Genomic DNA, 24,843 nt, shown 5'->3' with positions numbered 1-24,843 from the left:
ATGGCGGGAGCGCTTTCCCGCTGTCGGTCCCCCTTTCGCTGGCGTACGGTTTCTGCAGATGAGTGAGACAGACCGTTCCCGGGAGACCGGGGGCGATACCGGTACCGGGCTTCCCCAGCGCCGTACTGGGCATGCGTTCGCGCACACTCCTCTCAGATCGGACGGCCGTCCGCCCCAAACCCCCCGGGGCGCACGGCAACCCGATCCGGGCGGCCGTCCCGGAACCATCCCCCCTGTTCCGGGACGGCCGGCCACTTCCCCCTTCTCCCCCGCCGCCCTCGCGGCCCTGGGCACCGCCTTCGGCGCCGTGCTCTTCGCCCTGATCACCTGGCAGGTCCTGGTGTCGGGGCCGCTGCTGGTCCCGGACCGCGCGCTGAGCCGCGCCCTGGTGCGCACCGTCCCCGACTCCGTCACCGAACGCCTCGCGGACCTCGGGAACATCCCGGTCGCCGTGCCCGTCCTGGCCCTGGCGATGGCGTACGCCGCCTGGCGCGGCCGGGGCCGGGCCGCGCTCGTGGCGGGCCTCGCGATGGCCCTCGTACCGGCGCTGATCGTCCCCCTCAAGGAGTGGACCGCCCGCCCGGGACCCCTGGAGCCCTGGGCGGCCGGCTACTACCCCTCGGGGCACACGGCCACGGCCCTGATGGCCTACACCGGCGCGGCCCTGCTCGTCGCCCCCGACACGCGCCGCCCCTGGCCCCTCGCCCTGGCCGGCCTCCTGACGGCCCTCACCGCGGCGGGGCTGGTCCTGCGCGGCTTCCACTGGCCCCTGGACGTCCTGGCCAGCCTGCTGCTGTGCGCGCCGCTGCTGTCCACCGTCCGCGCGAGCGCGTCGCGCGGACGGCGCGGGCGGAGCGAGCGGGTTCAGCCGCCGAAGTAGGCGTCGAAGTTGCGGCTGAACTCACCGCCCCCGAAGCGGTCCCAGTTGATCGACCACGTCATCAGTCCGCGCAGCGCGGGCCAGGTGCCGTGCGGCTGGTAGGTGCCGCAGTTCGTCCGCTTCGTCAGGCAGTCCAGGGCCTTGTCCACCTCGGCGGGCGGGGTGTGGCCGTTGCCCGCGTTGGGGGTGGCGGGCAGGCCGATGGCGACCTGGCCGGGGCGCAGCGGCGGGAAGACGCGGGAGGTGTCGCCCGCGACCGGGAAGCCGGTGAGCAGCATGTCCGTCATGGCGACGTGGAAGTCGGCGCCGCCCATGGAGTGGTACTGGCCGTCCAGGCCCGTGATCGGGCCCGAGTTGTAGTCCTGGACGTGCAGCAGGGTGAGGTCGTCGCGCAGGGCGTGGATGACCGGGAGGTACGCGCCCGCGCGCGGGTCCTGGCCGCCCCAGGGCCCGGAGCCGTAGAACTGGTACCCGAGCTGGACGAAGAAGGTCTCGGGGGCCATGGTCAGGACGAAGTCCGGCCCGTACCGGGCCTTCAGGGTCTTCACGGCGGAGATCAGGTTGACGATCACCGGGGTGGTGGGGGCGCGGAAGTCGGTGTCTCCCGTCGCGAGGGAGAGGGAGTGGCCCTCGAAGTCGATGTCGAGGCCGTCGAGCCCGTACTCGTCGATGATCGCGCCGACGGAACGGACGAAGGCGTCGCGCGCGGCCGTGGTGGCGAGCTGGACCTGGCCGTTCTGGCCGCCGATGGAGATCAGCACCTTCTTGCCGGCGGCCTGCTTGGCCTTGATGGCCGCCTTGAACTCGGCGGCCGACTCGACGTTCGGGCACTCGCTCACCGGGCAGAGCCGGAAGCGGATGTCGCCGGAGGTGACCGAGGTGGGTTCGCCGAAGGCGAGGTCGATGACGTCCCAGGAGGCGGGGACGTCGGCCATGCGGACGTAGCCGGAGCCGTTGGCGAAGCTGCTGTGGAGGTAGCCGACGAGGGCGTGCGCGGGCAGGCCCGGACCGCCCGGGCCACCGCCACCGGGGGTGGTGACGGTGAGCGGCGGACTCTGGGGCGACTCCCCCGCCGCGTTCACGGCAGAGACCCGGAAGGCGTACGGGGTGGACGCGGTGAGGCCGTCGACCGTGGCCGAGGCGGTGGTGGCGGTCAGCGGGGCGGCCCCGTCGCGGTAGACCTTGTACGAGGTCGCCCCGGTGACCGCCGCCCAGGTCAGCGCCACCGTGGTGGCCGAGGTGGCGGAGCCCGTGAGGCCGGTGGGGGCGGCCGGGGGGCGGGGCTGGCCGGGGCCGGTCCCGCCGGGGTCGGGGCCGATCAGGGTGACGTCGTCGGTGAGGTGCGCGCCCTGGCCGTACCAGCCGTGGGTGTAGACGGTCACGGAGGTGGTGGCGGGGCCGGTGCGGAAGCTGGTGGTGAGCTGCTTCCAGGCCCCCGGGGTCTGGGTCCAGGTGGAGACGTCGGTGGTGCCGGTGCCGCTCGCGCCGAGGTAGACGTAGGAGCCCTGCACCCAGGCGGCGAGAATGTACGTCGCGTCGGGTGCGACGGTGACGGTCTGGGAGCACCGGGCGTTGTCCTGGCCGGCCGGGGTGGCCCTGAGGGCCGAACTCCCGCCGTGGACGGGGGCGCTGACGACGGCTCCGGACGCGCCGGTGCAGCTCCAGCCGTCGAGGCCGGCCTCGAAGCCGCCGTTGCGGACGAGGTCGGCGTCCGCGGCCGCCGCGGGCGGGCCCGAGGTGAGGAGTCCGGCCACCGCCAGAGCGGCGGCCGTCAGGAGGGGGAGCACTCTGCGCACGACTGCCTCCGGGTCATGGGGAGATGCGCCGGACCCCTGGCGCGGGAGCGGCGGCGGCGCCCAAGATGGTCCAGACCAATGCCGGTGTCAAGGGGTCCGGTCCTCACCCGTCCGTACGCCGGCCGCCGCCGCCTCGTGCATCGCGAGCTCCAGCGCCACCGGGTCGTTGAGCGTCCCCTCGCCGTCCGGGGTCACCAGCCAGCGCACCCCGCCCGCCGCCCGGCCCGGGTACGGGACCACGATCCAGCTCCCGCGCCCCGCTCCCCGTACGCCCGTACCGAGCCAGCGGGAGGCCGTGCCCGGGGGCACGAAGAAGCCCACCCGGGTGTCCCCGGAGTCGGAGAGCACCGGGCCGGGCCGGGCGGTGAGCAGGTGCAGTACGTCGAGCGTGCCCCGCCCCAGCGCCCCTGGCAGGATCAGCACGTCCCAGCGCCGGCCGGCGGGCAGGAGGGCGGTCCCGAGGGGGTTGCGCTCCCATTCCCACCGGCACGCCTCGGGATCCGGCGCCACCGATACCAGCCACTCCACTGCCGTCTTGGCCCCCGGGAACGTCATGGCCCGGCCTCCGTTCTCTCGTGTGCGGTGAAAACTTCTCACCGGGAGAGAGCGGGGCCGGGCGACGGTATGACGCGGGTTCCGTCACCCCGTGGTGGTGAACCGGGTCACGGAATCCGAGCGGGCGTGCGCCGGGGGCGCGCGGTGGCCCAGCTCAGCGGGGCACGGGGGCACAGGGGTACGGGGGTACGGCCGCGCCGCCGTCAGCTGTCGAAGCCGAGCCCGAAGCGGTCCAGCGTGCGCAGCCAGAGGTTGCGGCGCCCGCCGCGGGCGTCGGAGCGGGCCAGCGACCACTTGGTGAGGGTGATCCCGGTCCAGGCGAACGGCTCCGGCGGGAACGGCATCGGCTTGCTGCGCACCATCTCCAGCCGCGTGCGCTCGCTGCTCACCCCGTCCAGCAGGTCCAGCATCACGTCGGCGCCGAAGCGGGTCGCGCCGACGCCGAGGCCGGTGAAGCCCGCCGCGTAGGCGACCCGGCCCGAGTGGGCCGTGCCGAAGAAGGCCGAGAAGCGGGAGCAGGTGTCGATGGCGCCGCCCCACGCGTGGCTGAACTTCACCCCCTCCAGCTGCGGGAACGCGGTGAAGAAGTGCTCCGCGAGCGTGAGGTAGGTCTCCGGACGGTGGTCGTACTCGGAGTCGAGCTTCCCCCGGTACGGGTAGATCGCGTCGTAGCCGCCCCACAGGATCCGGTGGTCCTTGGTGATCCGGAAGTAGTGGAACTGGTTGGCGCTGTCCCCCAGGCCCTGGCGCCGCTTCCAGCCGATGGCGGCGAGCTGCTCCTCGGTCAGCGGCTCCGTCATCAGCGCGTAGTCGTACACCGGGACCGTGAACGGGCGGATCCGCTTGACCAGCGAGGGGAAGATGTTGGTGCCCAGCGCGACCCGGCGGGCGAGGATCGTGCCGTACGGGGTGGTGACGGCCATCCCGGCGCCGACCTGGGACATCTTCAGGCCGCGGGTGTTCTCGTAGATCCGTACGCCCAGCTCCAGGCAGGCCCGCTTGAGGCCCCAGGCGAGCTTGGCCGGGTGGAGCATGGCGACGCCGTCGCGGTCCCAGAGGCCGGCGAGGAAGGTCGGCGAGTCGACCTCGGCGCGCAGCGCGTCCCGGTCCAGCCATTCGGAGCCGTCGGCCAGGCCGAGCCGGCGCGCCTCCTCGTGGAGTTCGCGCAGTTCCTCGACCTGGTGGGGTGCGGTGGCCACGTCGATCTCGCCGGTGCGCTCGAAGTCGCAGTCGATGCCGTAGCGGGCGACCGCCGCCTCGATCTCGTCGAGGTTGCGGGCGCCCAGCTCCTCCAGCTTGGCGAGTTCGCCGGGCCAGCGGGCGATGCCGTTGGCGAGCCCGTGGGTGAGCGAGGCGGCGCAGAAGCCGCCGTTGCGGCCGGAGGCGGCCCAGCCCGCCTCCTTGCTCTCGATCAGGACCACGTCCCGGCCCGGGTCGCGCTCCTTGGCGATCAGCGCGGTCCACAGGCCGCTGTAGCCGCCGCCGACGACGAGCAGGTCGCAGCGCTCGTCTGAGGTGAGGGCCGGCTCGGCGGCCGGCTTGCCGGGGTCGTCCAGCCAGTACGCGACCGGCTTCGCTTCGGAAAGGGATTTCGCGACACTACGCATGGCGACTGGGGCCATGGCTTCCAACTCCCTACGGAACTGAACTGATTACTTCGGTTGTGCCTTCTTGCGGCGGTTGCCGGCCCACTGGCCGGCGAGCACCACCAGGACCGCGATGACGAACATCGCCGTGCCGATGACGTTGATCTGTACGGGCGTACCGCGCTGGGCCGATCCCCACACGAACATGGGGAAGGTGACGGTGTTGCCCGAGTTGAAGTTGGTGATGATGAAGTCGTCGAACGAGAGCGCGAAGGACAGCAGCGCGCCCGCCGCGATGCCGGGGGCGGCGATCGGCAGGGTGACGCGCAGGAACGTCTGCACCGGTCCGGCGTAGAGGTCGCGGGCGGCCTCCTCCAGTCGCGGGTCCATCGACAGGACGCGTGCCTTGACGGCGGCGACGACGAAGCTGAGGCAGAACATCACGTGGGCGATCAGGATCGTCCAGAAGCCCAGCTGGATGCCCATGTTGAGGAAGAGCGCGAGCAGCGAGGCCGCCATCACGATCTCGGGCATGGCCATGGGCAGGAAGATCAGCGAGTTGACCGCGCCGCGCCCCCGGAACCGGTAGCGGACCATCGCGAAGGCCATGGCCGTGCCGAGGACGGTCGCCCCGATGGTCGCCCAGAGGGCGATCTGGAGGGACAGCGAGAGGGATCCGCACAGGTCGGCGACCCCGCAGGGGTCCTTCCAGGCGTCGAGCGAGAACTCCTGCCAGGCGTAGTTGAAGCGCCCGGCGGGGTTGTTGAAGGAGAAGACCGTCACGACGACGTTCGGCAGGATCAGGTACGCCAGCGTGCCCAGTCCCGCGATGACGACGGCGTTGCGGCGGAGCCAGCCAAGGGGCTTGTCCATTTAGACCAGGTCCTCCGTCCCCGCTCGGCGGATGTAGATGGACACCATGATCAGCACGATGGCCATGAGGATGAAGGACAGCGCGGCCGCCGTCGGGTAGTCGAGGATGCGCAGGTACTGCGACTGGATGACGTTGCCGATCATCCGGGTGTCCGTGGAGCCGAGCAGTTCGGCGTTGACGTAGTCGCCGCTCGCCGGGATGAAGGTGAGCAGGGTCCCGGAGACCACGCCCGGCATCGAGAGCGGGAAGGTCACCTTCCGGAACACCGTGGCGGGGCGCGCGTACAGGTCCCCGGCCGCTTCGTGGAGGCGGGTGTCGATGCGCTCCAGCGAGGTGTACAGCGGCAGGATCATGAAGGGGAGAAAGTTGTACGTGAGGCCGCAGACGACCGCGAGCGGCGTGGCCAGCACCCGGTCGCCCTCGGTCATGCCGAGCCAGCTGGTGACGTCCAGGAAACCGACGGCGTTGAGGGCGCCGACCACCGGGCCGCCGTCGGCCAGGATCGTCTTCCAGGCCAGGGTGCGGATCAGGAAGCTGGTGAAGAACGGGGCGATGACCAGGATCAGCAAAACGTTTCGCCAGCGGCCCGCCTTGAAGGCGATCAGGTACGCCAGCGGGTATCCGAGCAGCAGGCAGAGCGCGGTCGCGGTGCCCGCGTAGAGCAGCGAGCGCAGGAACTGCGGGTAGTAGCCGGTGAAGGCGTCCCAGTAGGTCTGGAGGTGCCAGGTGACCTTGAAGCCCTCTTCGAGGGAGCCGGTCTGCACCGAGGTCGAGGCCTGGTAGACCATCGGCAGCAGGAAGAAGACGAGCAGCCACACGATGCCGGGAAGCAGCAGCCAGTACGGGATCAGGCGCTTGCGCAGGGACGCCTTGTGCACCGGGGGCCCGGTCTCGGCGGCCGCCTCCGGCGGCGCGGCGACGGCGGTCACGCGCTCTCCTCGACGGTCTCGATGCCCGCCTCGATGTCCTGGGCCGCGTCCAGCCCGAAGGTGTGCTCGGGGTTCCAGTGGAGGACGACCTCGGCGCCGGGGGTCAGGCGGGCGTCGCGCTCGATGTTCTGCACGTACACCTCCAGCTCCGGGCAGACCGGGCTGTCGATGACGAACTGGGTCGAGACGCCGATGAAGGAGGAGTCGGCGATCCGGCCCGTGATCTTGTTGCGGCCGGCCGCGACGGTGTCCTCGTCGTCCGCGTGGACCAGGGATATCTTCTCCGGGCGCACGCCGACCAGCAGCTTCTCGCCCGCGCGGGGCGTGGTCGAACATCGCCGGCCGGGCAGCCGGAGCTTCGTGCCCGCGGCGCCGACGACCACGTCCGTGCCGCCGGCTTCCAGGACCTCGGCCTCGATGAGGTTGGAGGTGCCGAGGAAGTTGGCGACGAAGGTGGTCTTCGGGTTCTCGTACAGCTCGGCGGGGGCGCCCAGCTGCTCGACGCGGCCGCCGTTCATCACCGCGACCGTGTCGGCCATGGTCATGGCCTCCTCCTGGTCGTGCGTGACGTGCACGAAGGTGATGCCGACCTCCGTCTGGATGCGCTTGAGCTCCAGCTGCATCTGGCGGCGCAGCTTGAGGTCGAGGGCGCCCAGCGGCTCGTCGAGCAGGAGCACCTGGGGGTGGTTGATCAGGGCGCGGCCGACGGCGACGCGCTGCTGCTGGCCGCCCGAGAGCTGGTGCGGCTTGCGCTGGGCGAACTGGCCGAGCTGCACCAGCTCCAGCATGTCGTCGACCTGCTTCTTGACGGACTTGATGCCGCGGCGGCGCAGCCCGAACGCGATGTTCTCGAAGATGTTCAGGTGCGGGAACAGCGCGTAGCTCTGGAAGACGGTGTTCACCGGCCGCTTGTACGGCGGCAGGTGGGTCACCTCGCGCTCGCCCAGGCTGACGGTGCCGGTGGAGGGCTCCTCCAGGCCGGCGATCATGCGCAGGGTGGTGGTCTTCCCGCAGCCCGATGCGCCGAGCAGGGCGAAGAAGGAGCCCTGGGGGATGGTGAGGTCCAGCGGGTGCACGGCGGTGAAGGAACCGTAGTGCTTGCTGATCCCGGCGAGGCGGACGTCGCCGCTCGCGGTCTTGTCAGTCATGGGTCGCGGCCTTCGGTGGTGGTGTCGGAAGGGTGCGGGAGCGCGGGGGGGGTGTGGGGGCGGCGAGGACGGGTGGCTTCAGGCGCCGATGAGCTTGGTGAACTTCTCCTCGTACGCCGTCTCTTCCTCGCTGCTGAGCGAGCGGAAGGCGTGGGACTTGGCGGTCATCGCCTTGTCCGGGACGATCAGCGTGTTCTCCGCGAGCGCCGGGTCGATCTTGGCGAGCTCGTCCTTGACCCCGTCGACGGGGCAGACGTAGCTGATGAACGCGGCGAGCTTGGCGGCCACCGGCAGCTCGTAGTAGTGGTCGATGAGCCGCTCGGCGTTGGTCTTGTGCCGGGCCTTGGCGGGGACCAGCAGGTTGTCGCTGGAGGTGATGTACCCGGCCGCCGGGACGGCGTACTTGATGTCCGGGTTGCCGGCCTGGAGCTGGATGACGTCGCCCGCCCAGGCGAGGCAGGCCGCGAGGTCCCCCTTGTCGAGGTCGGCGGTGTAGTCGTTGCCGGTGAAGCGGCGTATCTGCTTCGTGTCCACGCCCTTCTGGAGCCGGCCGAGGGCCGCGTCGAAGTCCGCGGTGGTGAAGCTCGCCGGGTCCTTGCCCTGGTCGAGCAGCGTCATCCCGACGGTGTCGCGCATCTCGGTGAGGAAGCCCACCCGGCCCTTGAGGGAGGGGTCGTCGAGCAGTTGGGTGACCGAGTCGACCTTCCGGCCGTCGGTGGCCTTGGAGTTGTAGGCGATGACGGTCGAGATGCCGGTCCAGGGATAGCTGTAGGAGCGGCCCGGGTCCCAGTCGGGGCTGCGGAACTGCGGGGAGAGGTTGGCGTAGGCGTGCGGCAGGTGGGCCGGGTCCAGCTTCTGCGCCCAGCCGAGGCGGATGATGCGGGCGGCGAGCCAGTCGGTGACGACGATCAGGTCGCGGCCGGTGTCCTGGCCGGCCGCGAGCTGGGGGCGGATCTTGCCGAAGAACTCGACGTTGTCGTTGATGTCCTCGGTGTACTTGACCTGGATCCCGGTCCGCTTGGTGAACTCCTCCAGCGTGGGACGCGACTTCTCGTCCTCGCTGGTGTCCATGTACTCGGTCCAGTTGGAGAAGGTGAGCTCCTTCTCCTGCTCCGAGTGGTCGTCGGAGGCCGCCGCCGCCCCGCCCTCGCGCTTGGCGGGCGGGATGCCGCAGGAGGTCAGGGCGGCCAGGCCGCCGAGGGTGAGCGCCCCGACGCCGGAGGCGCGCAGCAGCGAACGGCGGGTGAGGGCCCCGCGCCCGCCGGTGAGGCTGCGCCGCATCGCCGCGATCTGCACCGCGGAGAGGGGGCCGGGCTCGAAATGCTCCATGGACTGTGCCCTTTCGGGAGGTGGACCGCCGGTCGGGCGGTGGTCGGCTATCGGTCCCCGAAGATCGTGCGGTGCCAGTCCTTGGCCGCCACCGCGGTGTTGTCGTACATCACATGCTTGACCTGCGTGTACTCCTCGAAGGAGTACACGGACATGTCCTTTCCGAAGCCACTGGCCTTGTAGCCGCCGTGGGGCATCTCGCTGATGATCGGGATGTGGTCGTTGACCCAGACGCAGCCCGCCTTCAGCTCGCGGGTGGCGCGGCCCGCCCGGTACACGTCGCGGCTCCAGGCGGAGGCCGCGAGCCCGTAGGGGGTGTCGTTGGCCAGAGCGAGACCCTCGTCGTCGGTGTCGAAGGGCAGGACGACCAGGACCGGGCCGAAGATCTCGGACTGCACGACCTCGCTGTCCTGGGCCGCGCCGGAGATCAGGGTCGGCCGGTAGTAGGCGCCCTCGGCCAGCTCGCCGCCCGGGCTCTCGCCACCGGTGACGACGGTGGCGTACGCGCGGGCGCGCTCGACGAACGCGGCGACCCGGTCGCGCTGGGCGTGCGAGACCAGCGGGCCGAGGTCGGTGGTGGCCGCGAAGGGGTCGCCCAGCCGTACGGTCTCCATCAGCTCGGCGACCCGGGCGACGAAGGCGTCGTGCAGCGGGCGCTGCACGTACGCACGGGTGGCGGCGGTGCAGTCCTGGCCGGTGTTGATCAGCGAGGCGGCGACGGCGCCGTGGGCGGCGGCCTCCAGGTCGGCGTCGTCGAAGACGAGGAACGGGGCCTTGCCGCCGAGCTCCAGGTGGAGGCGCTTGACGGTGGCCGTGGCGATCTCGGCGACCCGCTTGCCGACGGCGGTGGAGCCGGTGAAGGAGGTCATGACCACGTCGGGGTGGCCGACCAGGTGCTCGCCCGCGTCCCGCCCGGCACCGGTGACGATGTTGATCACCCCGTCGGGCAGCCCGGCCTCCTTGGCCGCCTGGGCGAACATCAGGGAGGTCAGGGGGGTCAGCTCGGCGGGCTTGAGGACGATGGTGTTGCCCGCGGCGACGGCCGGGAGGATCTTCCAGGCGGCCATCTGGAGCGGGTAGTTCCAGGGGGCGATCGAGCCGACGACGCCGATGGCCTCACGGCGCACGTACGAGGTGTGGTCGCCGGAGTACTCCCCGGCCGCCTGGCCCTGGAGGTGACGGGCCGCGCCCGCGAAGAAGGCGGTGTTGTCGATGGTCCCCGGTACGTCGAACTCCGTGGACAGCTTGAGCGGCTTGCCGCACTGCAGGGACTCGGCGTACGCGAAGTCCTCGGCCTGCCCGGCCAGTACGGCGGCCAGCCGGTGCAGCGCGTCCGACCGCTCCCCCGGGGTGGCGGCCGACCAGGCGGGGAAGGCCCGCTTGGCGGCGGCGACGGCCTCGTCCACGTCCGCGGGGCCGGCCAGTTCGTAGGTCAGCACCTCCTGGCCGGTCGCGGGGTCGACGATGGTGTGCGAGCGACCCGAGGTACCGGACCGGAGCCGGCCGTCGATGTACTGCGCGCCGTCCGCGAAGCGGTCCTTGACCTGGAAGCGGTTACCCATCACGCTCTCACGCTCTCCGTAGCTACAGCTCGAATTGATTGCCGATCCTGACAGAGGGCTTCCCCTCCGCCAAGGGATTCCGTTGTTGCCTTTTGATTACGCGACGGAATCGGTCGACCATATGTCGAGGCGCAACCGAAATCCCGTACGAAGTGTCAGTGGTGGCTGCGAGACTCGCGTGCATGGAGATCATCGACACCTTGACAGAGCAGGTCAGCCGTGGTGAACGGGTGAAGTTCCTGCCCTTCTGGGGACACCGGCCGCTGGCCGGCGGGGGCCTCGGGCCGAGTTGTCTGAGCCAGTGGTGGCCGTCCGCTTTCACTGTGGGTGACGTGCGGTACGCCACCGCGGAGCACTGGATGATGGCCGGCAAGGCCCGGCTGTTCGGGGATGCGGAGGCCGAGCGGGCCGCGCTGGAGGCGGCGACCCCGGCGCAGGCGAAGAAGGCCGGGCGGCTGGTGCGCGGGTTCGAGGACAGCGTGTGGGAGCGGGAGCGGTTCGCGCTGGTCGTGGAGGGCAGCGTGCACAAGTTCGGCTCCGACCCCGCGCTGCGGTCGTATCTGCTGGGGACGGGGTCGCGGGTGCTGGTGGAGGCGAGCCCCGTGGACCGGATCTGGGGCATCGGACTGGCCGCCGACGACGAGCGCGCCCTCGACCCGGCACGCTGGCGCGGGCTGAACCTGCTGGGCTTCGCGCTGATGGAGGCACGGGAGCGGCTCCGGGAAGAGCCGGTGGCATGAGCGGGACGGAGCGGCTGCGGGCGTTGTCGGTGCGCCGCGCCTTCGGGGCTCCGTATCCCTCCGGCTGGACCACCTGCTTCCGGGTGGAGACCGCCGCCGGGGAGCCGGTGCTGGGCGTGGACCCGGATCTGGCCTGCGACTGCCCCCGCATGGTCGGCCTGACCTGGGTCCCGCTCGCCCGCGCCGCCCCGGACGGCCCGTACATGGTCCCGGTCCTCCTCTCCGCGACGGCTCCCTGAGGGGCCGGGCGGCGGGGTGGGCCGGGAACCGGGGGGCGCCGGCCGGGCGTCAGACCCGTTCGCTCTGCGGGGCTTCGACGTGGGATATCGACGGGGGGCCGTGGGGGACGGTGTCCTCGTCGGACTTGTCCAGGTAGGGCACGAGGATGACGAGCAGCGTCATCACGATGCCGACCAGAATGCCCACCGCGCCGAGGATGATCCCCGCGAGGGCCATCCCGCCGTTGGTCGACTCGCCCCGGCTCGCCTTGCCCCGGCCGAGCACGCCAAAAACGACCGCCGCGATGCCGAGGGGAATGCCCCCGATCACCGAGCCGCACGCGAACACCGCGATGATTCCGAGCACCAGCGCGGTGATTCCGAAGCCGTTGCTGGCGGGCGGGGCGTAGGCACCCGGGTAGCCGGGGTAGCCCGGATACCCGGGATGACCGGGGGCTCCCGGGTATCCGTGAGCCGGCGGCGGGCCGGGGTACGCGTACGCCCCGGGCGCCGGCTGCGCGGGATACCCGTACGCGGGCGGCGTCCCCCCGGGCATACCGCCCGGCGGCGGCCCGTACGGCGCCTGCCCGGGCGGCACGTGCCCGTACGGCACCTGCCCCGCGGGCACACCCGGCGCGGGCGGGGCCTGGCCCGGCGGGGCCTGTGCGAACGCGGCCGGTTCCGTCGGGGTCGCCGGTGCCTGCGCGGCCTGCCCGGCCGGGATTCCCGCCGGGGGCGGGGTCGCTGCGGGCGGCGGCGCGGCCGCCTGACCCCCGGCCGGTTTGCCTAGCTCGACGGCCGGCCTCTCGGGCGGCGCCCACGGGTCCCTCGGCTCAGGGCTCTGGTCGGTCATACGGCGCCCCCCTCTCGTACAGCCATGCTATGCGCTGCCGCCAACACCCCACCGGCCTGCCTACGATGAAGCCGAACCACCCGCACCCCGTCCTCCCGGAGGCCCCCCATGCCCGACGACCTGCACCCCTTCATCGCGGGGCTGCCCAAGGCCGAACTGCACGTCCACCACGTCGGCTCCGCCTCCCCCCGCATCGTGGCCGAACTCGCCTCCCGGCACCCCGACTCGAAGGTCCCCACGGACCCCGAGGCGCTCGCCGACTACTTCACCTTCACCGACTTCGCCCACTTCATCGAGGTCTACCTCTCGGTCGTGGACCTGGTCCGCACCCCCGACGACGTACGCACCCTCACGTACGAAGTGGCCCGCGACATGGCCCGGCAGAACATCCGTTACGCCGAACTCACCATCACCCCCTACTCCTCCACCCGGCGCGGCATCGACGAGACGGCCTTCATGGCGGCCATCGAGGACGCCCGCAAGGACGCCGAGGCCGAACTGGGCGTCATCCTGCGCTGGTGCTTCGACATCCCCGGCGAGGCCGGCCTGGAGGCCGCCGCCGAGACCGCCCGCCTCGCCGTCGACCTGCGCCCCGAGGGCCTGGTCTCCTTCGGCCTGGGCGGCCCGGAGATCGGCGTGCCGCGCCCGCAGTTCAAGCCGTACTTCGACCAGGCGCGCGCCGCCGGCCTGCACAGCGTGCCGCACGCCGGCGAGACGACGGGCCCGGAGACCATCTGGGACGCCCTGCGCGAACTGGGCGCCGAGCGCATCGGCCACGGCACCAGCGCCACCCGGGACCCCGAACTCCTCGCCCACCTCGCCGAGCACCGGATCGCGCTGGAGGTCTGCCCGACCTCCAACATCGCCACCCGCGCCGTGACGGACCTCGACGCCCACCCCGTCAAGGAGATGGTCGCCGCGGGCGTGCTCGTCACCATCAACAGCGACGACCCGCCGATGTTCGGCTCCGACCTCAACAACGAGTACGCGGTCGCCGCCCGGCTCCTCGGCCTCGACGAGCGCGGCCTCGCCCAGCTCGCGAAGAACGCCGTCGAGGCCTCCTTCCTGGACCCGGCCGGCAAGGCGAAGCTGACCGCCGAGATCGACGCGTACACCGCCGAATGGCTGGCCCGCTGACCTCCCGTCGGCCGGCCGACCCGCGAGAATGGGCGCATGAGCACCCTGACTGCCGTCGGCCACCGCGGCGATCCCTACCGCGTCCGTGAGAACACCCTCGCCTCCGTCCGGTCCGCCTTCGCGCGCGGAGCGGACGCGGTGGAGATCGACGTACGACTGACCCGCGACGGGGTCCCCGTCCTGCTCCACGACGACACCCTCCAGCGGCTGTGGGGCCACGACGTACGGCTCGACGCCGTCACGGCCCCGCAGCTGAAGGAGCTGACGCAGGGCGGGATCCCGACGCTGCGCGACGCCCTGATGGCCGCCGAGGCGGGGCGGCTGATGCTCGACCTGCCGGGGGCCTCGTACGAGGCCGTCAAGAGCGTCGTCGGCCTGGTGCGCGAGTGCGGGGCGCGCGAGCGCGTGTATTACTGCGCCGGGCCGAACACCATGCTCGCGGTCCGCGCCGCCGATCCGGGCGCGGAGATCGCGCTGACCTGGACGACCCTCTCGCCGCCGCGCCGGGTGCTGACCGACGCGGTGGCCCCGCGCTGGCTCAACTACCGCTTCGGCCTGGTCAGCCGGGAGCTGACGGACGCCCTGCACCGCGACGGGCTGCTGGTGTCGGCCTGGACGGCGGACACGAAGCGGTCGATGCGCGCCCTGATCCGGGCGGGCGTGGACTCCGTGACCACGAACCGGGTGGACGCGCTGAGCGCCGTACGGGCCGAGCTCGGCGGGTGATACGGGCGTGGGGGGAGCGGTTGCGGGCCGCCGATCCGCGCTGGCGGGACCTGGGGCTGGCGCTGCTGGTGCAGGTGCGGCGACCATCCCGTTCGTGGTGCCCCGCGACCCGCGCGATTCGCCCGCGACCTGGGCGGCGTACCTGCTGACCTCACTCGGCAACCTGCCCCTGGTGTGGCGGCGACGGGCTCCGGTGGCGGCCCTGTTCGGGGTGGTCGCGGAGGGCGCGGTGTAGTGGCGGCGGCCTTCGCCCGGTAGCGGCCGCGCCGCCTGGCGGGCTCGGTCAGGCGGGCCGGCCGGGCAGGGCGTCCAGTCGCTTGATCATGCGGCGCAGGGCCAGCAGGGGGATCGCTCCGAAGACGCCGAACGACATGTCGATCAGTGACCAGGTGAAGGGGATGCCCCGGACCGGGCCGCAGAGGAGGGCCAGCGGGATGATCCCGAGGCAGGCGATCAGGCCGGCCTCGACGATCCAGATGTTGCGGACGGGGTCGCGGTGGACCCCGTAGAAGAAGACCGCGATCACCAGGTGGGCGAAGGCGAGCCAGTCGGTGCCGTAGAGGAGGAAGGGGTAGTCGGCGTCGGCCCGGTCGAGCCCGTCGGCCACGCGCCGCAGCCAGTCGTTGGCGATCAGGGTGTTGAGCCAGTGGAGCTCGGTGACCAGGGGGAAGGCGGTGAGGCCGCTGAGGACCAGGCAGACGACGAACAGCAACAGCCAGGCACGGATCCGCCGTTCGAGGGCGCTTCTCTCGCTCATGGGGACAGCCTACGCCCAGAACTGAACACGTTCAGCCAAATTCCTGAACGTGTTCAGCGACGAGGGGGCTGCCGCTGTCGCACGGCGGGGGCGCCCGGTCAGAGGCCGACGATGGCGTTCCAGCGCTTGGCGAGGGACGGTCGTTCGGCCGAGGAGATGTCCCGGGCCAGGGCCAGGCGCTTGCGCATGTCGTCGTCCGGGAAGATCAGCGGGTTCTCGGCGAGTGCCGCGGTCTCCTTGTCCGGGGAGGCGGCCAGCACCTCGCGGGCGCCGGGCACCGGGCAGACGTAGTTGACCGCGGCGGCCAGCTGCGCGGCCACGGCGGGGTCGTAGTAGTAGTCCACCAGGGCCTCGGCATTGGCCTTGTGCCGGGCGAGGTTGGGGATGAGCAGGCTCTCCGCCCAGAGCTCGGCGCCCTCCTCCGGGACGACGAACTCGATGTCGGGGTTGTCGGCCCGGAGCTGGATGGCGTCGCCGGAGTAGGCCTGACAGGCCAGGACGTCGCCCTTGCTGAGATCGGAGGTGTAGTCGTTGCCGGTGAAGCGGCGGATGTGCTTCTTCCGCACCATGCTCTCGACCCGGTCGCACATCCGGTGGAACTCGGACTCGGTCCACCGCGTGGCGTCGACGCCTTCGCCCTGCAGCAGCAGGGCGAAGGACTCGTCGAGGCCCGAGAAGAGCGTCACCTTGCCCGCCAGGTCCGGTGCCCAGAGGTCCTTGACGGATTTGATCTCCCGGCCCAGTGCCTTGCGGTTGTAGGCGATGCCGGTGATGCCCGACTGCCAGGGGACGGTGTGCAGCCGGCCCTCGTCGAAGGCGGGGGACCGCAGCTGGGGGTCGAGGTGGCGGGCCACGTTGGCCTGCGCCGAGCGGTCCATCTTCTGGACCCAGCCCAGGTGGACGAAGCGGGCGGCCATCCAGTCGCTGATCACCACGAGGTCGTGGCCGGTCGGCTGGTGGTTCATGAGGGCCGGGCTGATCTTGCCGAAGAACTCGTCGTTGTCGTTGATCTCCTCGGTGTACCGGACCTCGATCCCGGTCTTCTCCGTGAAGGCGTCCAGGGTCGGACGGCTCTCCTCGTCCTCGTCGTCGGTGTCGATGTAGAGCGGCCAGTTGGAGAAGGCGAGGCTCCGGTCCCGGTCCGAGAGGTCCAGGCCTTCTCGCCGGTCCTCCGGGACGAAGGCGGCGGGCACACCGCAGCCGGTGAGGGCGGCCAGCAGGCCCGCGGCACCGAGGCCGCGCAGCGCCGAGCGGCGGGAGAAGGCGAGTTCAGGCATGGGCACAGCCTCGGGCCAACGCGAAGGGGCGGGCAATAGACATCATGTCTACTGCCCGCCCCTTCAGCGGCCTGCGGTGCTCAGTGCGCGCACGCCACCGCGGCGGCGTGCGCGGATCAGCCGTCGAGCGAGGTCATCACGTGCTTGATGCGCGTGTAGTCCTCGAAGCCGTAGGCGGAGAGGTCCTTGCCGTAGCCGGACTTCTTGAAGCCGCCGTGCGGCATCTCGGCGACGAGCGGGATGTGGGTGTTGATCCACACGCAGCCGAAGTCGAGGTTCTTGGACATCCGCATCGCGCGGCCGTGGTTCTTGGTCCACACGGAGGAGGCGAGGGCGAACTCGACGCCGTTCGCGTACTCCAGGGCCTGGGACTCGTCCGTGAACGACTGGACGGTGATGACGGGGCCGAAGACCTCGTTCTGGATGATCTCGTCGTCCTGCTTGAGGCCGGAGACGACGGTCGGGGCGTAGAAGTAGCCCTTGTCGCCGACCCGGTGGCCGCCCGCCTCGACCTTGGCGTGGGCGGGGAGGCGCTCGATGAAGCCCGCGACCTGCTTCAGCTGGTTCGGGTTGTTCAGCGGGCCGTAGAGCACGTCCTCGTCGTCCGGCTGGCCGGTCTTGGTGTCGGCGGCGGCCTTGGCGAGCGCGGCCACGAACTCGTCGTGGATCGACTCGTGCACGAGCACCCGGGTGGCGGCCGTGCAGTCCTGGCCGGCGTTGAAGTAGCCGGCGACCGCGATGTCCTCGACGGCCTTGGCCAGGTCGGCGTCCTCGAAGACCACGACCGGGGCCTTGCCGCCGAGCTCCAGGTGGACGCGCTTGACGTCCTTCGAGGCGCTCTCGGCGACCTGCATGCCGGCGCGCACGGAGCCGGTGATGGAGGCCATCGCCGGGGTGGGGTGCTCGACCATGGCCTTGCCGGTCTCGCGGTCACCGCAGATGACGTTGAAGACGCCCTTGGGCAGGACGGAGTCGATGATCTCCGCCATCAGGACGGTGGAGGCCGGGGTGGTGTCCGAGGGCTTGAGGACCACGGTGTTGCCCGCGGCGATCGCCGGGGCGAACTTCCACACGGCCATCATCATCGGGTAGTTCCACGGCGCGACCTGCGCGCAGACGCCGACCGGCTCACGGCGGATGATCGAGGTCATCCCGTCCATGTACTCGCCGGCCGAGCGGCCCTCCAGCAGGCGCGCGGCGCCGGCGAAGAAGCGGATCTGGTCCACCATCGGCGGCAGTTCCTCGCTGGCCGTCAGGGCCAGCGGCTTGCCGGTGTTCTCCGACTCGGCGGCGATCAGCTCGTCCGCGCGCGCCTCGAAGGCGTCCGCGATCTTGAGCAGGGCCTTCTGCCGCTCGGCGGGGGTGGTGTCGCGCCAGCCCGGGAAGGCGGCGGCGGCCGCGGCCATGGCGGCGTCCACGTCGGCCTGGCCGGACAGCGGCGCGGTCGCGTACGCCTCGCCGGTGGCGGGGTTGACCACCTCGGTGGTCCGCCCGTCGGCGGCGTCCTTGAACTCCCCGCCGATGTAGTTGCGCAGACGACGCAGTTCGGTGGTCACTCCAGCCACTCTCCTGATCACATGTCCAACGATTGAGACGACTCTGCCAAGAGTAGCCCCTCGGCCGACGCTTTCGACAGAGCCAGACGCCAGGAACTGCGAAATCCGTGCAATCCGAGATCCCCAACAACGAATTTCATCGCTTACGGGTTGCGGAACAGACGACTCCTCGTGCACAGTGAGGTCGTGGTCAGTCGAAGCGCAGATGCCAGGAACAGACAACCGTCCCCTTCGGTCGATGCTGTGTCCCTGGCGATCATCGAGCAACTGCAAGAGGACGGTCGCCGTCCCTATGCATCGATCGGCAAGGCCGTGGGCCTCTCCGAGGCGGCCGTACGCCAGCGCGTACAGAAGCTGCTCGACCAGGGCGTCATGCAGATCGTCGCCGTCACCGACCCGCTCACCGTGGGCCTGCGACGCCAGGCCATGGTGGGCATCAACGTCGAGGGGGACCTCGACCCGGTGGCCGACGCTCTGACCGCCATGGCCGAGTGCGAGTACGTCGTGATGACCGCGGGGTCGTTCGACCTGATGGTGGAGATCGTCTGCGAGGACGACGACCACCTGCTGGAAACGATCAACAAGAAGATCCGCACGCTCCCCGGCGTGCGATCAACCGAAAGCTTCGTTTACCTGAAGCTGAAGAAGCAGACCTACATGTGGGGAACTCGATAGCCCGTGAGCCAAGACCTCTCCAAGACCGCGTACGACCACCTGTGGATGCACTTCACCCGCATGTCCTCGTACGAGAACTCCCCCGTCCCCACCATCGTGCGGGGCGAGGGCACCTACATCTGGGACGACAAGGGCAAGCGCTACCTGGACGGTCTCGCCGGACTGTTCGTGGTCAACGCCGGTCACGGCCGCAAGGAACTGGCCGAGGTCGCGTACAAGCAGGCCCAGGAACTCGCGTTCTTCCCCATCTGGTCGTACGCGCACCCCAAGGCCGTCGAGCTGGCCGAGCGCCTCGCCCACTACGCCCCGGGTGACCTGAACAAGGTCTTCTTCACCACCGGTGGCGGCGAGGCCGTGGAGACCGCCTGGAAGCTGGCCAAGCAGTACTTCAAGCTCCAGGGCAAGCACACCAAGTACAAGGTCATCTCGCGTGCGGTCGCCTACCACGGCACCCCGCAGGGCGCCCTGTCCATCACCGGCCTGCCGGCCCTGAAGGCCCCCTTCGAGCCGCTGGTCCCCGGCGCGCACAAGGTGCCGAACACCAACATCTACCGCGCCCCGATCTTCGGCGACGACCCCGAGGCCTACGGCCGCTGGTGCGCCGACCAGATCGAGCAGGAGATCCTGTTCGAGGGCGCCGACACCGTCGCCGCCGTCTTCCTGGAGCCGGTGCAGAACGCCGGCGGCTGCTTCCCGCCGCCGCCCGGCTACTTCCAGCGCGTCCGCGAGATCTGCGACGAGTACGACGTGCTCCTCGTCTCCGACGAGACGATCTGCGCCTTCGGCCGTCTCGGCACGATGTTCGCCTGTGACAAGTTCGACTACGTGCCGGACATGATCACCTGCGCCAAGGGCATGACCTCGGGCTACTCCCCGATCGGTGCCTGCATCATCTCGGACCGCCTCGCGGAGCCCTTCTACAAGGGCGACAACACCTTCCTGCACGGCTACACCTTCGGCGGACACCCGGTGTCCTCCGCCGTGGCGCTGGCCAACCTCGACATCTTCGACAAGGAAGGCCTGAACCAGCACGTGCTGGATCAGGAGGGCAACTTCTTCAACACCCTGAAGAAGCTGCACGACCTCCCGATCGTCGGTGACGTCCGCGGCAACGGCTTCTTCTACGGCATCGAGCTCGTGAAGGACAAGGTCACCAAGGAGTCCTTCACGGACGAGGAGACCGAGCGCGTGCTCTACGGCTTCCTCTCCAAGGCGCTCTTCGACAACGGCCTGTACTGCCGCGCCGACGACCGTGGCGACCCGGTCATCCAGCTGGCTCCGCCGCTGATCGCGGACCAGGGCACCTTCGACGAGATCGAGGGCATCCTGCGCTCGGTCCTCACCGAGGCCTGGACCAAGCTGTAAGCAGGAGCACTACGCCGGTCCGCTGGTCCGAACACACGGCCCGGATCCCCCGTTCGAGTGAGAACGCGGGGGTCCGGGCCGTGTGTCGTCCGCATCCAAGACGTTTATCTCATTACATCTCATGTGCGGCGCCAGTGACCGAAAAGGGCTCCGCTTCGTTCCCCCGGACGGAGGTGTACGCCATGGTGGCTCCATCGGACAGTGCCCCGGAGCAGGCCCCACCCGAAGAAGACGTGCTGTGGGCCAGGTCGCTGCACTACTCCCACGACGGCTCCCCCGGCCTCATCGGCGTCAGCGCCGGCGTGCGCCCCGGCGAGATCCTGGCGGTGACCGGCCCGCGCGGCTGCGGGAAGTCCACCCTGCTGCACTGTCTGGCCGGCCGGCTGGTCCCCGAGCAGGGCGAGGTCTGGTTCGACGGCGTCCCCCTCCACAAGCTGGGCACGTCGGCCCGCGAGCGGCTGCGCCGCGACCGGTTCTCCTGGATCGGCCCGGAACCGCGGCTGCTGCCCGAGCTCAAGGTGTGGGAGAACGTCGCCCTGCCGCTGCTGCTCACCGGCTCCCCCGGCCGCGCCGCCCGGCACAGTGCCCGCGCCTGGCTCGACCGCCTCGACATCGGCGGCTTCGCCCGCAAGCGCCCCGGCGCCCTGACCCGGGCCGAATGCCAGCGCGTGGCGCTCGCCCGGGCCCTGGTCGCGGAGCCGGCCGTGCTCTTCGCCGACGAGCCGACGGCCCCGCTGCACCGCTCCGAACGCACCCTGCTGCTCCGTACGCTGACCACGGCCGCCCGTTCGCACGGGATCACCGTGGTGCTGGCCACCCACGACGAGGAGACCGCCGCCGCGGCCGACCGTACGCTGGGCCTGCTCGACGGCCGCCCGGCCGGAGCCGCGACCGCGGCCGCCGGTTCCCCCCGGACCACGGAGGACCAGGCCGCGTGCTCGCTCTCCGCCTGACCCGCGGCTCCCGCCCCGCGGTCCAGCTGCGCCGACTGCTCGTCGCCGCCGCCTGCGCCGGTACCGGCTTCCTGCTGCTGTACGTCCTCGCCGAGGCGACGGCCCGGCCCGCCGGATCGTCACTGCGGCTGCTGTGGGCGCTGGTGCCGCTCGCCGCCACCGTCCAGTTCGCGGTGGCCGTGGCCCGGACCGACCCGGCGACCCGGCCCCGCGAGGGACTCGACGCCGTCGGGCTGGGACCCGTACGGCTCACCCTGGCCGCCGCGGTCTCCACCGCCGTCGCCTGCGCCCTGGGCAGCGCCCTGGCCCTGGCCGCCTTCCTGCACCTGCGCGGCGACCTGACCGGCCTCCCCTTCGACGGCGCCGGGGCCCGGCTGCTCCACGCCGGCCGGCCGCTCCCGGTCGCCGCCGCCTTCACCCTGCTGGCCCTGATCCCGCTCACCGCCTCCGCCGCCACCGCCCTCGCCCTGCGCCCCCGGCCGCCGCACGCCGGGCTCAGCCCGCAGGCCGGGGTGCCCTGGGGGGTGGCGCTCGCCGCCTGCGGGCTCGCCGTCGAGAGCGCCGCCGGCCCGCGCGGGGCGGCCCTCCCGGCCGGCTGGATCCTGACCGCGACGGGCCTGGCCCTGGCCGGACCGGGTCTGGCCTACGCCTGCGGGACCCTGGTGCAGGCCGCCCGCCCCGGCGCGCTGCGGCTGCTGGCCGGGCGGGCCCTCCAGGAGGACGCGCCCCGGGTCGGCCGGCCCCTCGGGGTGCTGTGCGCCGTCGGGGCCGCCTCGCTCACCGCGGTGGCCCTGCGCGACCAGGGCGGGCCGCCGGTCCCGCTCGGCCCGCTGACCGGGCCGGCCGCGGCGCTGGTGGCCCTCTGTGCGGCCGCGACCCTTCTCACATCGGCCGCCGAATCGCGCCGCTCCCGCGCCGCCGCCCGGGCGGCCCTGCTGGACCTCGGAACCCCGGGAACGGTGCTGCGTACGGCCGTCACCCTGCGGGCGGCCGCCCTGCTCGCCGTGTGCCTCCCGGTCAGCTGGGCTGTGGCGCAGCTCACTTCACTGGCGTTGACCCGCTGAGGTGAGCCCTTAGGGTGGGCCGAATGGTCAACGCAGACATCGAGATCGAGACGCTCGCGGAGTTCGACCGGGTCGCCGCCCGGGGTTCGCTGAGCGGGTACCGCGTCCAGTCGGTCAACCTGCTCGAACGCACCTTCGCCCTGCTGTCCGCCGACACGTCCGCCGCCGTCTTCCTCGGCTGCGCGATGGAGGCCGACGCGTCGGCGAAGGTCCGGGCGGACGGCGCGCTCGTCTTCCCGCCCGTCCCGGACCTGCCGTTCGACCCGTACCGGGGTCTGCTCTACACGCCGGACGAACTGTTCGCCGGGCTCGACGAGGGTTACGAGGCCACCCCGGACGCCCAGGCCTACGCCTGGTTCCAGGAGACGAAGGCCGACGGCGACGTCTTCTCCTCGATGCTGCGCTCCATCCACGACGACGCGGTCTCCGACGCCCTCGACGAACACCTCGCCGGAGCCCCCGTGGTGGGCGTGATGGGCGGCCACGCGATGACCCGCGGCAGCGCCGCCTACCAGGGCGCCGCCGAACTCGCCCGCACCCTCGCCCGGTCGGGCCTGACGGTGGCCACCGGCGGCGGCCCCGGCGCGATGGAGGCGGCCAACCTCGGCGCCTACCTGTCGCCCGCCCCCGACGAGGCCCTCGCCGAAGCCCTGGAACTGCTGGCGAAGGCCCCCTCGTTCACCCCGTCCGTCTCCGACTGGGCGCGCGCCGCCTTCGCCGTACGGGAACGCTGGCCCGCGGGCGGCGATTCGGTCGGCATTCCGACCTGGTTCTACGGGCACGAGCCGCCGAACGCCTTCGCGGGCCAGATCGCCAAGTACTTCGCGAACGCCACCCGCGAGGACGGGCTGCTCGCCCGGTGCACGGCGGGTGTGGTGTTCCTGCCGGGCGCGGCGGGCACGGTGCAGGAGATATTCGACAACGCGACGGCCAACTACTACGCCTCGCGCGGCGAACCGACGCCGATGGTCCTGGTCGACCGCGCCCACTGGACCGGGCACCTGCCCGCCTGGCCCCTGCTCCAGGCGTTGGCGCGCGGGCGCGCGATGGAGTCGCGGATCGCCCTGGTGGACTCGGTGGACGAGGTTCCGGCCGCCCTCGCCGCAATGCGCTGACTCCCCCAGGCAACTTCCGGGGCCGTTCACACGTCTGGCAGAGGTACGCAAAACCTGCCAGACGTGAACGGAGCCCTCTGTGCTCATAGGCCTGCTGACCGCTGTCGCGGCGTCCATCTGCTACGGAACGGGATCCGTCCTGCAAGCCGTGGGCTCCCGCCGGGCGGCCCGGACCTCCCCGGCCGCCGCCGGGGTGACCGCGCACGGCGGACCGAACCTGGCCTCCACCGCCAAGGCCGCGATGACGTGGGAGTTCATCGTCGGCACGGTCCTCGACTTCGTCGGCTTCGGGCTGGGCGCGCTGGCCGCCCGGCTGCTCCCGCTGTTCCTGTCGCAGACGGTGATCAGCGCCAACCTGGTCATCACGGCCGTGCTGAGCGTCAAGCTGCTCGGGATCCGGCTGACCCGCAAGGAGTGGTCCTCCATCGGCGTGGTCTGCGCGGCGCTGGTGCTGCTCGCCACGGCGGCCGGCCACGAGGGCGGCCATCACGCCCCGATGGCCACGCACTGGTGGCTGCTGGGCGTGACGGGGCTGATCATCGTCGGCGGCACGGTCGCCGTACGGTTCCTCGGGGCGCGGGCCGCGATCCTGGCGGGCCTGCTGTCGGGGCTGGCCTTCGGGGCCCTGGGCGTCGGGGTGCGGATCCTGAACGGCGTGGAGCCCTTCGCGCTCGGCACGCTGCTCGCGGACCCGGCCCTGTACGCGATCGTGCTGGCCGGGGCCGGCGGCATGTACCTGCACACCGTGGCCCTGCAGATCGGCTCCGTGAACGGCGCCACGGCGGCTCTGGTCGTCGGCGAGACGGTGCTGCCGGGGGCCATCGGCGTGCTGTGGCTCGGGGACGCCTCCCGGCCGGGGCTGGCCTGGCTCGCGGTGCTGGGCTTCGTCCTGGCGGTCACGGGCGCGGTGGCGGTGGCCTGGTACGGCAACCACGACGGGGCCGAAGCCGCGGCGGAGGAACAGGTTCCGGCGCCGGTGTCCTGACCGGAGGGCGGCCGGGCCGGCCGGACCCGTACGAGCGGTCGCGGCCCGGCCCCCGCGTTCACTCTCACGGGGTGTGCGGGGTGGCGGGGCCGCGGCCGGCGGCGCTTGCTGGGTGCATGGACACCACGACCGCCCGGATGGAGACGCCACGCGCCGCGGGTGCGGTGGGGGTCGTCTTCGCGCTGCTGCTGGCGGCCTCGATCGTGCTGATGCGCTACGCGCTCCCGTCGGACGCCGCCCACGCCCCCGTGGACCCGGACCGCCGCTGGGCGGTGAGCACGGCGCTGGAGCTCGTCCCGTTCGCCGGGATCTTCTTCCTGTGGTTCATGGGCGCGCTGCGGGCGCACACCGGAGCGGCCGAGGACCGGTTCGTCGCCACCGTCTTCCTGGGCAGCGGCTTCGTCTTCACCGCCGCCCTCTTCGTCGCCGCCGCGGCGGCCGGCACCGTCCTCGCGGAGACCGCGGCGCCCTCCGGCTTCGGCCGCTCGTTCGCGTACACGGTGCTGATGACGTACGGGATGCGGATGGCGGCCGTCTTCGTCTTCGCGACCTCGACCATCGGCAGGCGCCTCGGCGTCTTCCCGCGCCCGCTCGCCCTGCTGGGCTACGCCGTGGGACTCGTCCTGCTCGCCGCTGGCTCCCGGGTGCCCTGGTCCGAGCTGGTCTTCCCGGCCTGGTCGCTGCTCGTCAGCCTGTACATCCTGCGGGCGAGCCGGCGGTAGGGCTCCCGGCAGGCGGCCCCCGCCCGGTCCGTGCATGCTGG

At 71.7% G+C, this 24,843-nt stretch carries 25 protein-coding genes; 13 read left to right on the top strand and 12 right to left on the bottom strand.

The features are described 5' to 3' along the window. Nucleotides 1–307 precede the first annotated feature (307 nt). Nucleotides 308–880, top strand: a complete 573-nt coding sequence (locus ACZ6ZT_RS25920) for a phosphatase PAP2 family protein (protein ID WP_469722304.1) — start codon at nt 308–310, stop codon at nt 878–880. Here the strand turns inward: ACZ6ZT_RS25920 and ACZ6ZT_RS25915 are convergent. The 8 genes from ACZ6ZT_RS25915 to ACZ6ZT_RS25880 form a co-directional block, all read right to left on the bottom strand. After that, a complete protein-coding gene (locus ACZ6ZT_RS25915; protein ID WP_469722303.1) occupies nt 865–2,676 on the bottom strand; it encodes a chitinase in 1,812 nt (603 codons plus the stop codon). The genes ACZ6ZT_RS25920 and ACZ6ZT_RS25915 overlap by 16 nt on opposite strands. 87 nt (nt 2,677–2,763) lie before the next feature. Continuing rightward, nucleotides 2,764–3,231, bottom strand: a complete 468-nt coding sequence (locus ACZ6ZT_RS25910) for a hypothetical protein (RefSeq protein ID WP_469722302.1) — start codon at nt 3,229–3,231, stop codon at nt 2,764–2,766. Between the two features lie 203 nt (nt 3,232–3,434). Next, a complete protein-coding gene (locus ACZ6ZT_RS25905) occupies nt 3,435–4,853 on the bottom strand; it encodes an NAD(P)/FAD-dependent oxidoreductase (RefSeq protein WP_469722301.1) in 1,419 nt (472 codons plus the stop codon). A gap of 30 nt (nt 4,854–4,883) precedes the next feature. Beyond that, nucleotides 4,884–5,690, bottom strand: coding sequence for an ABC transporter permease (locus ACZ6ZT_RS25900; protein ID WP_469722300.1), 807 nt, complete (start codon nt 5,688–5,690; stop codon nt 4,884–4,886). Next, entirely contained in the window at nt 5,691–6,620 is a 930-nt protein-coding gene (locus ACZ6ZT_RS25895; protein ID WP_469722299.1) for an ABC transporter permease, read from the bottom strand. It abuts the gene before it with no gap. Continuing rightward, nucleotides 6,617–7,768 (bottom strand): ABC transporter ATP-binding protein, encoded by a 1,152-nt coding sequence (locus ACZ6ZT_RS25890; RefSeq protein ID WP_469722298.1) that lies wholly within the window; start codon nt 7,766–7,768, stop codon nt 6,617–6,619. The genes ACZ6ZT_RS25895 and ACZ6ZT_RS25890 overlap by 4 nt, the downstream gene beginning before the upstream one ends. Nucleotides 7,769–7,846: 78 nt before the next feature. Continuing rightward, nucleotides 7,847–9,097, bottom strand: a complete 1,251-nt coding sequence (locus ACZ6ZT_RS25885; protein ID WP_469722297.1) for a polyamine ABC transporter substrate-binding protein — start codon at nt 9,095–9,097, stop codon at nt 7,847–7,849. A gap of 47 nt (nt 9,098–9,144) precedes the next feature. Next, a complete protein-coding gene (locus ACZ6ZT_RS25880) occupies nt 9,145–10,659 on the bottom strand; it encodes a gamma-aminobutyraldehyde dehydrogenase (protein ID WP_469722361.1) in 1,515 nt (504 codons plus the stop codon). 182 nt (nt 10,660–10,841) lie between these two features. Between ACZ6ZT_RS25880 and ACZ6ZT_RS25875 the strand changes: the two genes are divergently transcribed. Together ACZ6ZT_RS25875 and ACZ6ZT_RS25870 are read left to right on the top strand one after the other, a co-directional pair. Next, the gene (locus ACZ6ZT_RS25875; protein WP_469722296.1) at nt 10,842–11,399 is read left to right on the top strand and encodes an NADAR family protein; all 558 of its coding nucleotides are present in this window, start codon (nt 10,842–10,844) and stop codon (nt 11,397–11,399) included. Further along, nucleotides 11,396–11,638, top strand: a complete 243-nt coding sequence (locus tag ACZ6ZT_RS25870) for a hypothetical protein (RefSeq protein ID WP_469722295.1) — start codon at nt 11,396–11,398, stop codon at nt 11,636–11,638. Before ACZ6ZT_RS25875 ends, ACZ6ZT_RS25870 begins: the two co-directional genes overlap by 4 nt. Nucleotides 11,639–11,687: 49 nt before the next feature. Here ACZ6ZT_RS25870 and ACZ6ZT_RS25865 read toward each other — a convergent pair whose 3' ends face one another. Continuing rightward, a complete protein-coding gene (locus ACZ6ZT_RS25865) occupies nt 11,688–12,470 on the bottom strand; it encodes a DUF4190 domain-containing protein (RefSeq protein WP_469722294.1) in 783 nt (260 codons plus the stop codon). 108 nt (nt 12,471–12,578) lie between these two features. On the opposite strand from ACZ6ZT_RS25865, the gene ACZ6ZT_RS25860 reads away from it, so the two are divergent. The 3 genes from ACZ6ZT_RS25860 (at nt 12,579) to ACZ6ZT_RS25850 (ending at nt 14,568) form a co-directional block, all read left to right on the top strand. Next, nucleotides 12,579–13,607 carry an adenosine deaminase gene (locus ACZ6ZT_RS25860; protein ID WP_469722293.1) on the top strand — a complete coding sequence of 343 codons (1,029 nt, stop codon included), beginning with the start codon at nt 12,579–12,581 and terminating at the stop codon, nt 13,605–13,607. A gap of 36 nt (nt 13,608–13,643) precedes the next feature. After that, nucleotides 13,644–14,333 carry a glycerophosphodiester phosphodiesterase gene (locus ACZ6ZT_RS25855; protein ID WP_469722292.1) on the top strand — a complete coding sequence of 230 codons (690 nt, stop codon included), beginning with the start codon at nt 13,644–13,646 and terminating at the stop codon, nt 14,331–14,333. A gap of 94 nt (nt 14,334–14,427) precedes the next feature. Next, nucleotides 14,428–14,568 (top strand): hypothetical protein, encoded by a 141-nt coding sequence (locus ACZ6ZT_RS25850; RefSeq protein ID WP_469722290.1) that lies wholly within the window; start codon nt 14,428–14,430, stop codon nt 14,566–14,568. A 48-nt stretch (nt 14,569–14,616) separates the two neighbouring features. Here the strand turns inward: ACZ6ZT_RS25850 and ACZ6ZT_RS25845 are convergent, their stop codons facing one another. The 3 genes from ACZ6ZT_RS25845 to ACZ6ZT_RS25835 all read right to left on the bottom strand — a co-directional run bounded on the left by ACZ6ZT_RS25845 (nt 14,617) and on the right by ACZ6ZT_RS25835 (nt 17,923). Next, entirely contained in the window at nt 14,617–15,090 is a 474-nt protein-coding gene (locus ACZ6ZT_RS25845) for a hypothetical protein (RefSeq protein WP_469722289.1), read from the bottom strand. Nucleotides 15,091–15,188: 98 nt separating this feature from the next. After that, the gene (locus ACZ6ZT_RS25840) at nt 15,189–16,367 is read right to left on the bottom strand and encodes a polyamine ABC transporter substrate-binding protein (RefSeq protein ID WP_469722288.1); all 1,179 of its coding nucleotides are present in this window, start codon (nt 16,365–16,367) and stop codon (nt 15,189–15,191) included. Between the two features lie 116 nt (nt 16,368–16,483). Then, nucleotides 16,484–17,923, bottom strand: coding sequence for a gamma-aminobutyraldehyde dehydrogenase (locus ACZ6ZT_RS25835; RefSeq protein ID WP_469722287.1), 1,440 nt, complete (start codon nt 17,921–17,923; stop codon nt 16,484–16,486). 171 nt (nt 17,924–18,094) lie between these two features. Between ACZ6ZT_RS25835 and ACZ6ZT_RS25830 the strand changes: the two genes are divergently transcribed. The 7 genes from ACZ6ZT_RS25830 (at nt 18,095) to ACZ6ZT_RS25800 (ending at nt 24,802) form a co-directional block, all read left to right on the top strand. Next, nucleotides 18,095–18,598, top strand: a complete 504-nt coding sequence (locus ACZ6ZT_RS25830) for an Lrp/AsnC family transcriptional regulator (protein WP_351818306.1) — start codon at nt 18,095–18,097, stop codon at nt 18,596–18,598. 3 nt (nt 18,599–18,601) lie between these two features. Further along, nucleotides 18,602–19,963: an aspartate aminotransferase family protein gene (locus tag ACZ6ZT_RS25825; protein ID WP_469722286.1), complete on the top strand. Its 1,362-nt coding sequence runs from the start codon at nt 18,602–18,604 to the stop codon at nt 19,961–19,963. 182 nt (nt 19,964–20,145) lie between these two features. After that, a complete protein-coding gene (locus tag ACZ6ZT_RS25820) occupies nt 20,146–20,916 on the top strand; it encodes an ABC transporter ATP-binding protein (RefSeq protein WP_469722285.1) in 771 nt (256 codons plus the stop codon). Next, nucleotides 20,898–21,980, top strand: coding sequence for a hypothetical protein (locus tag ACZ6ZT_RS25815; RefSeq protein WP_469722284.1), 1,083 nt, complete (start codon nt 20,898–20,900; stop codon nt 21,978–21,980). The genes ACZ6ZT_RS25820 and ACZ6ZT_RS25815 overlap by 19 nt, the downstream gene beginning before the upstream one ends. 23 nt (nt 21,981–22,003) lie before the next feature. After that, nucleotides 22,004–23,095 (top strand): LOG family protein, encoded by a 1,092-nt coding sequence (locus tag ACZ6ZT_RS25810; RefSeq protein ID WP_469722283.1) that lies wholly within the window; start codon nt 22,004–22,006, stop codon nt 23,093–23,095. A 79-nt stretch (nt 23,096–23,174) separates the two neighbouring features. After that, nucleotides 23,175–24,080: a DMT family protein gene (locus tag ACZ6ZT_RS25805; RefSeq protein WP_469722282.1), complete on the top strand. Its 906-nt coding sequence runs from the start codon at nt 23,175–23,177 to the stop codon at nt 24,078–24,080. A gap of 116 nt (nt 24,081–24,196) precedes the next feature. Continuing rightward, a complete protein-coding gene (locus ACZ6ZT_RS25800) occupies nt 24,197–24,802 on the top strand; it encodes a hypothetical protein (RefSeq protein ID WP_469722281.1) in 606 nt (201 codons plus the stop codon). Nucleotides 24,803–24,843 lie beyond the last annotated feature (41 nt).

The organism is Streptomyces sp. NPDC102258 (assembly GCF_055584685.1).
The sequence above is the reverse complement of the archived record's forward strand: the minus strand, read 5'-3'. Positions and strand labels throughout refer to the sequence as shown.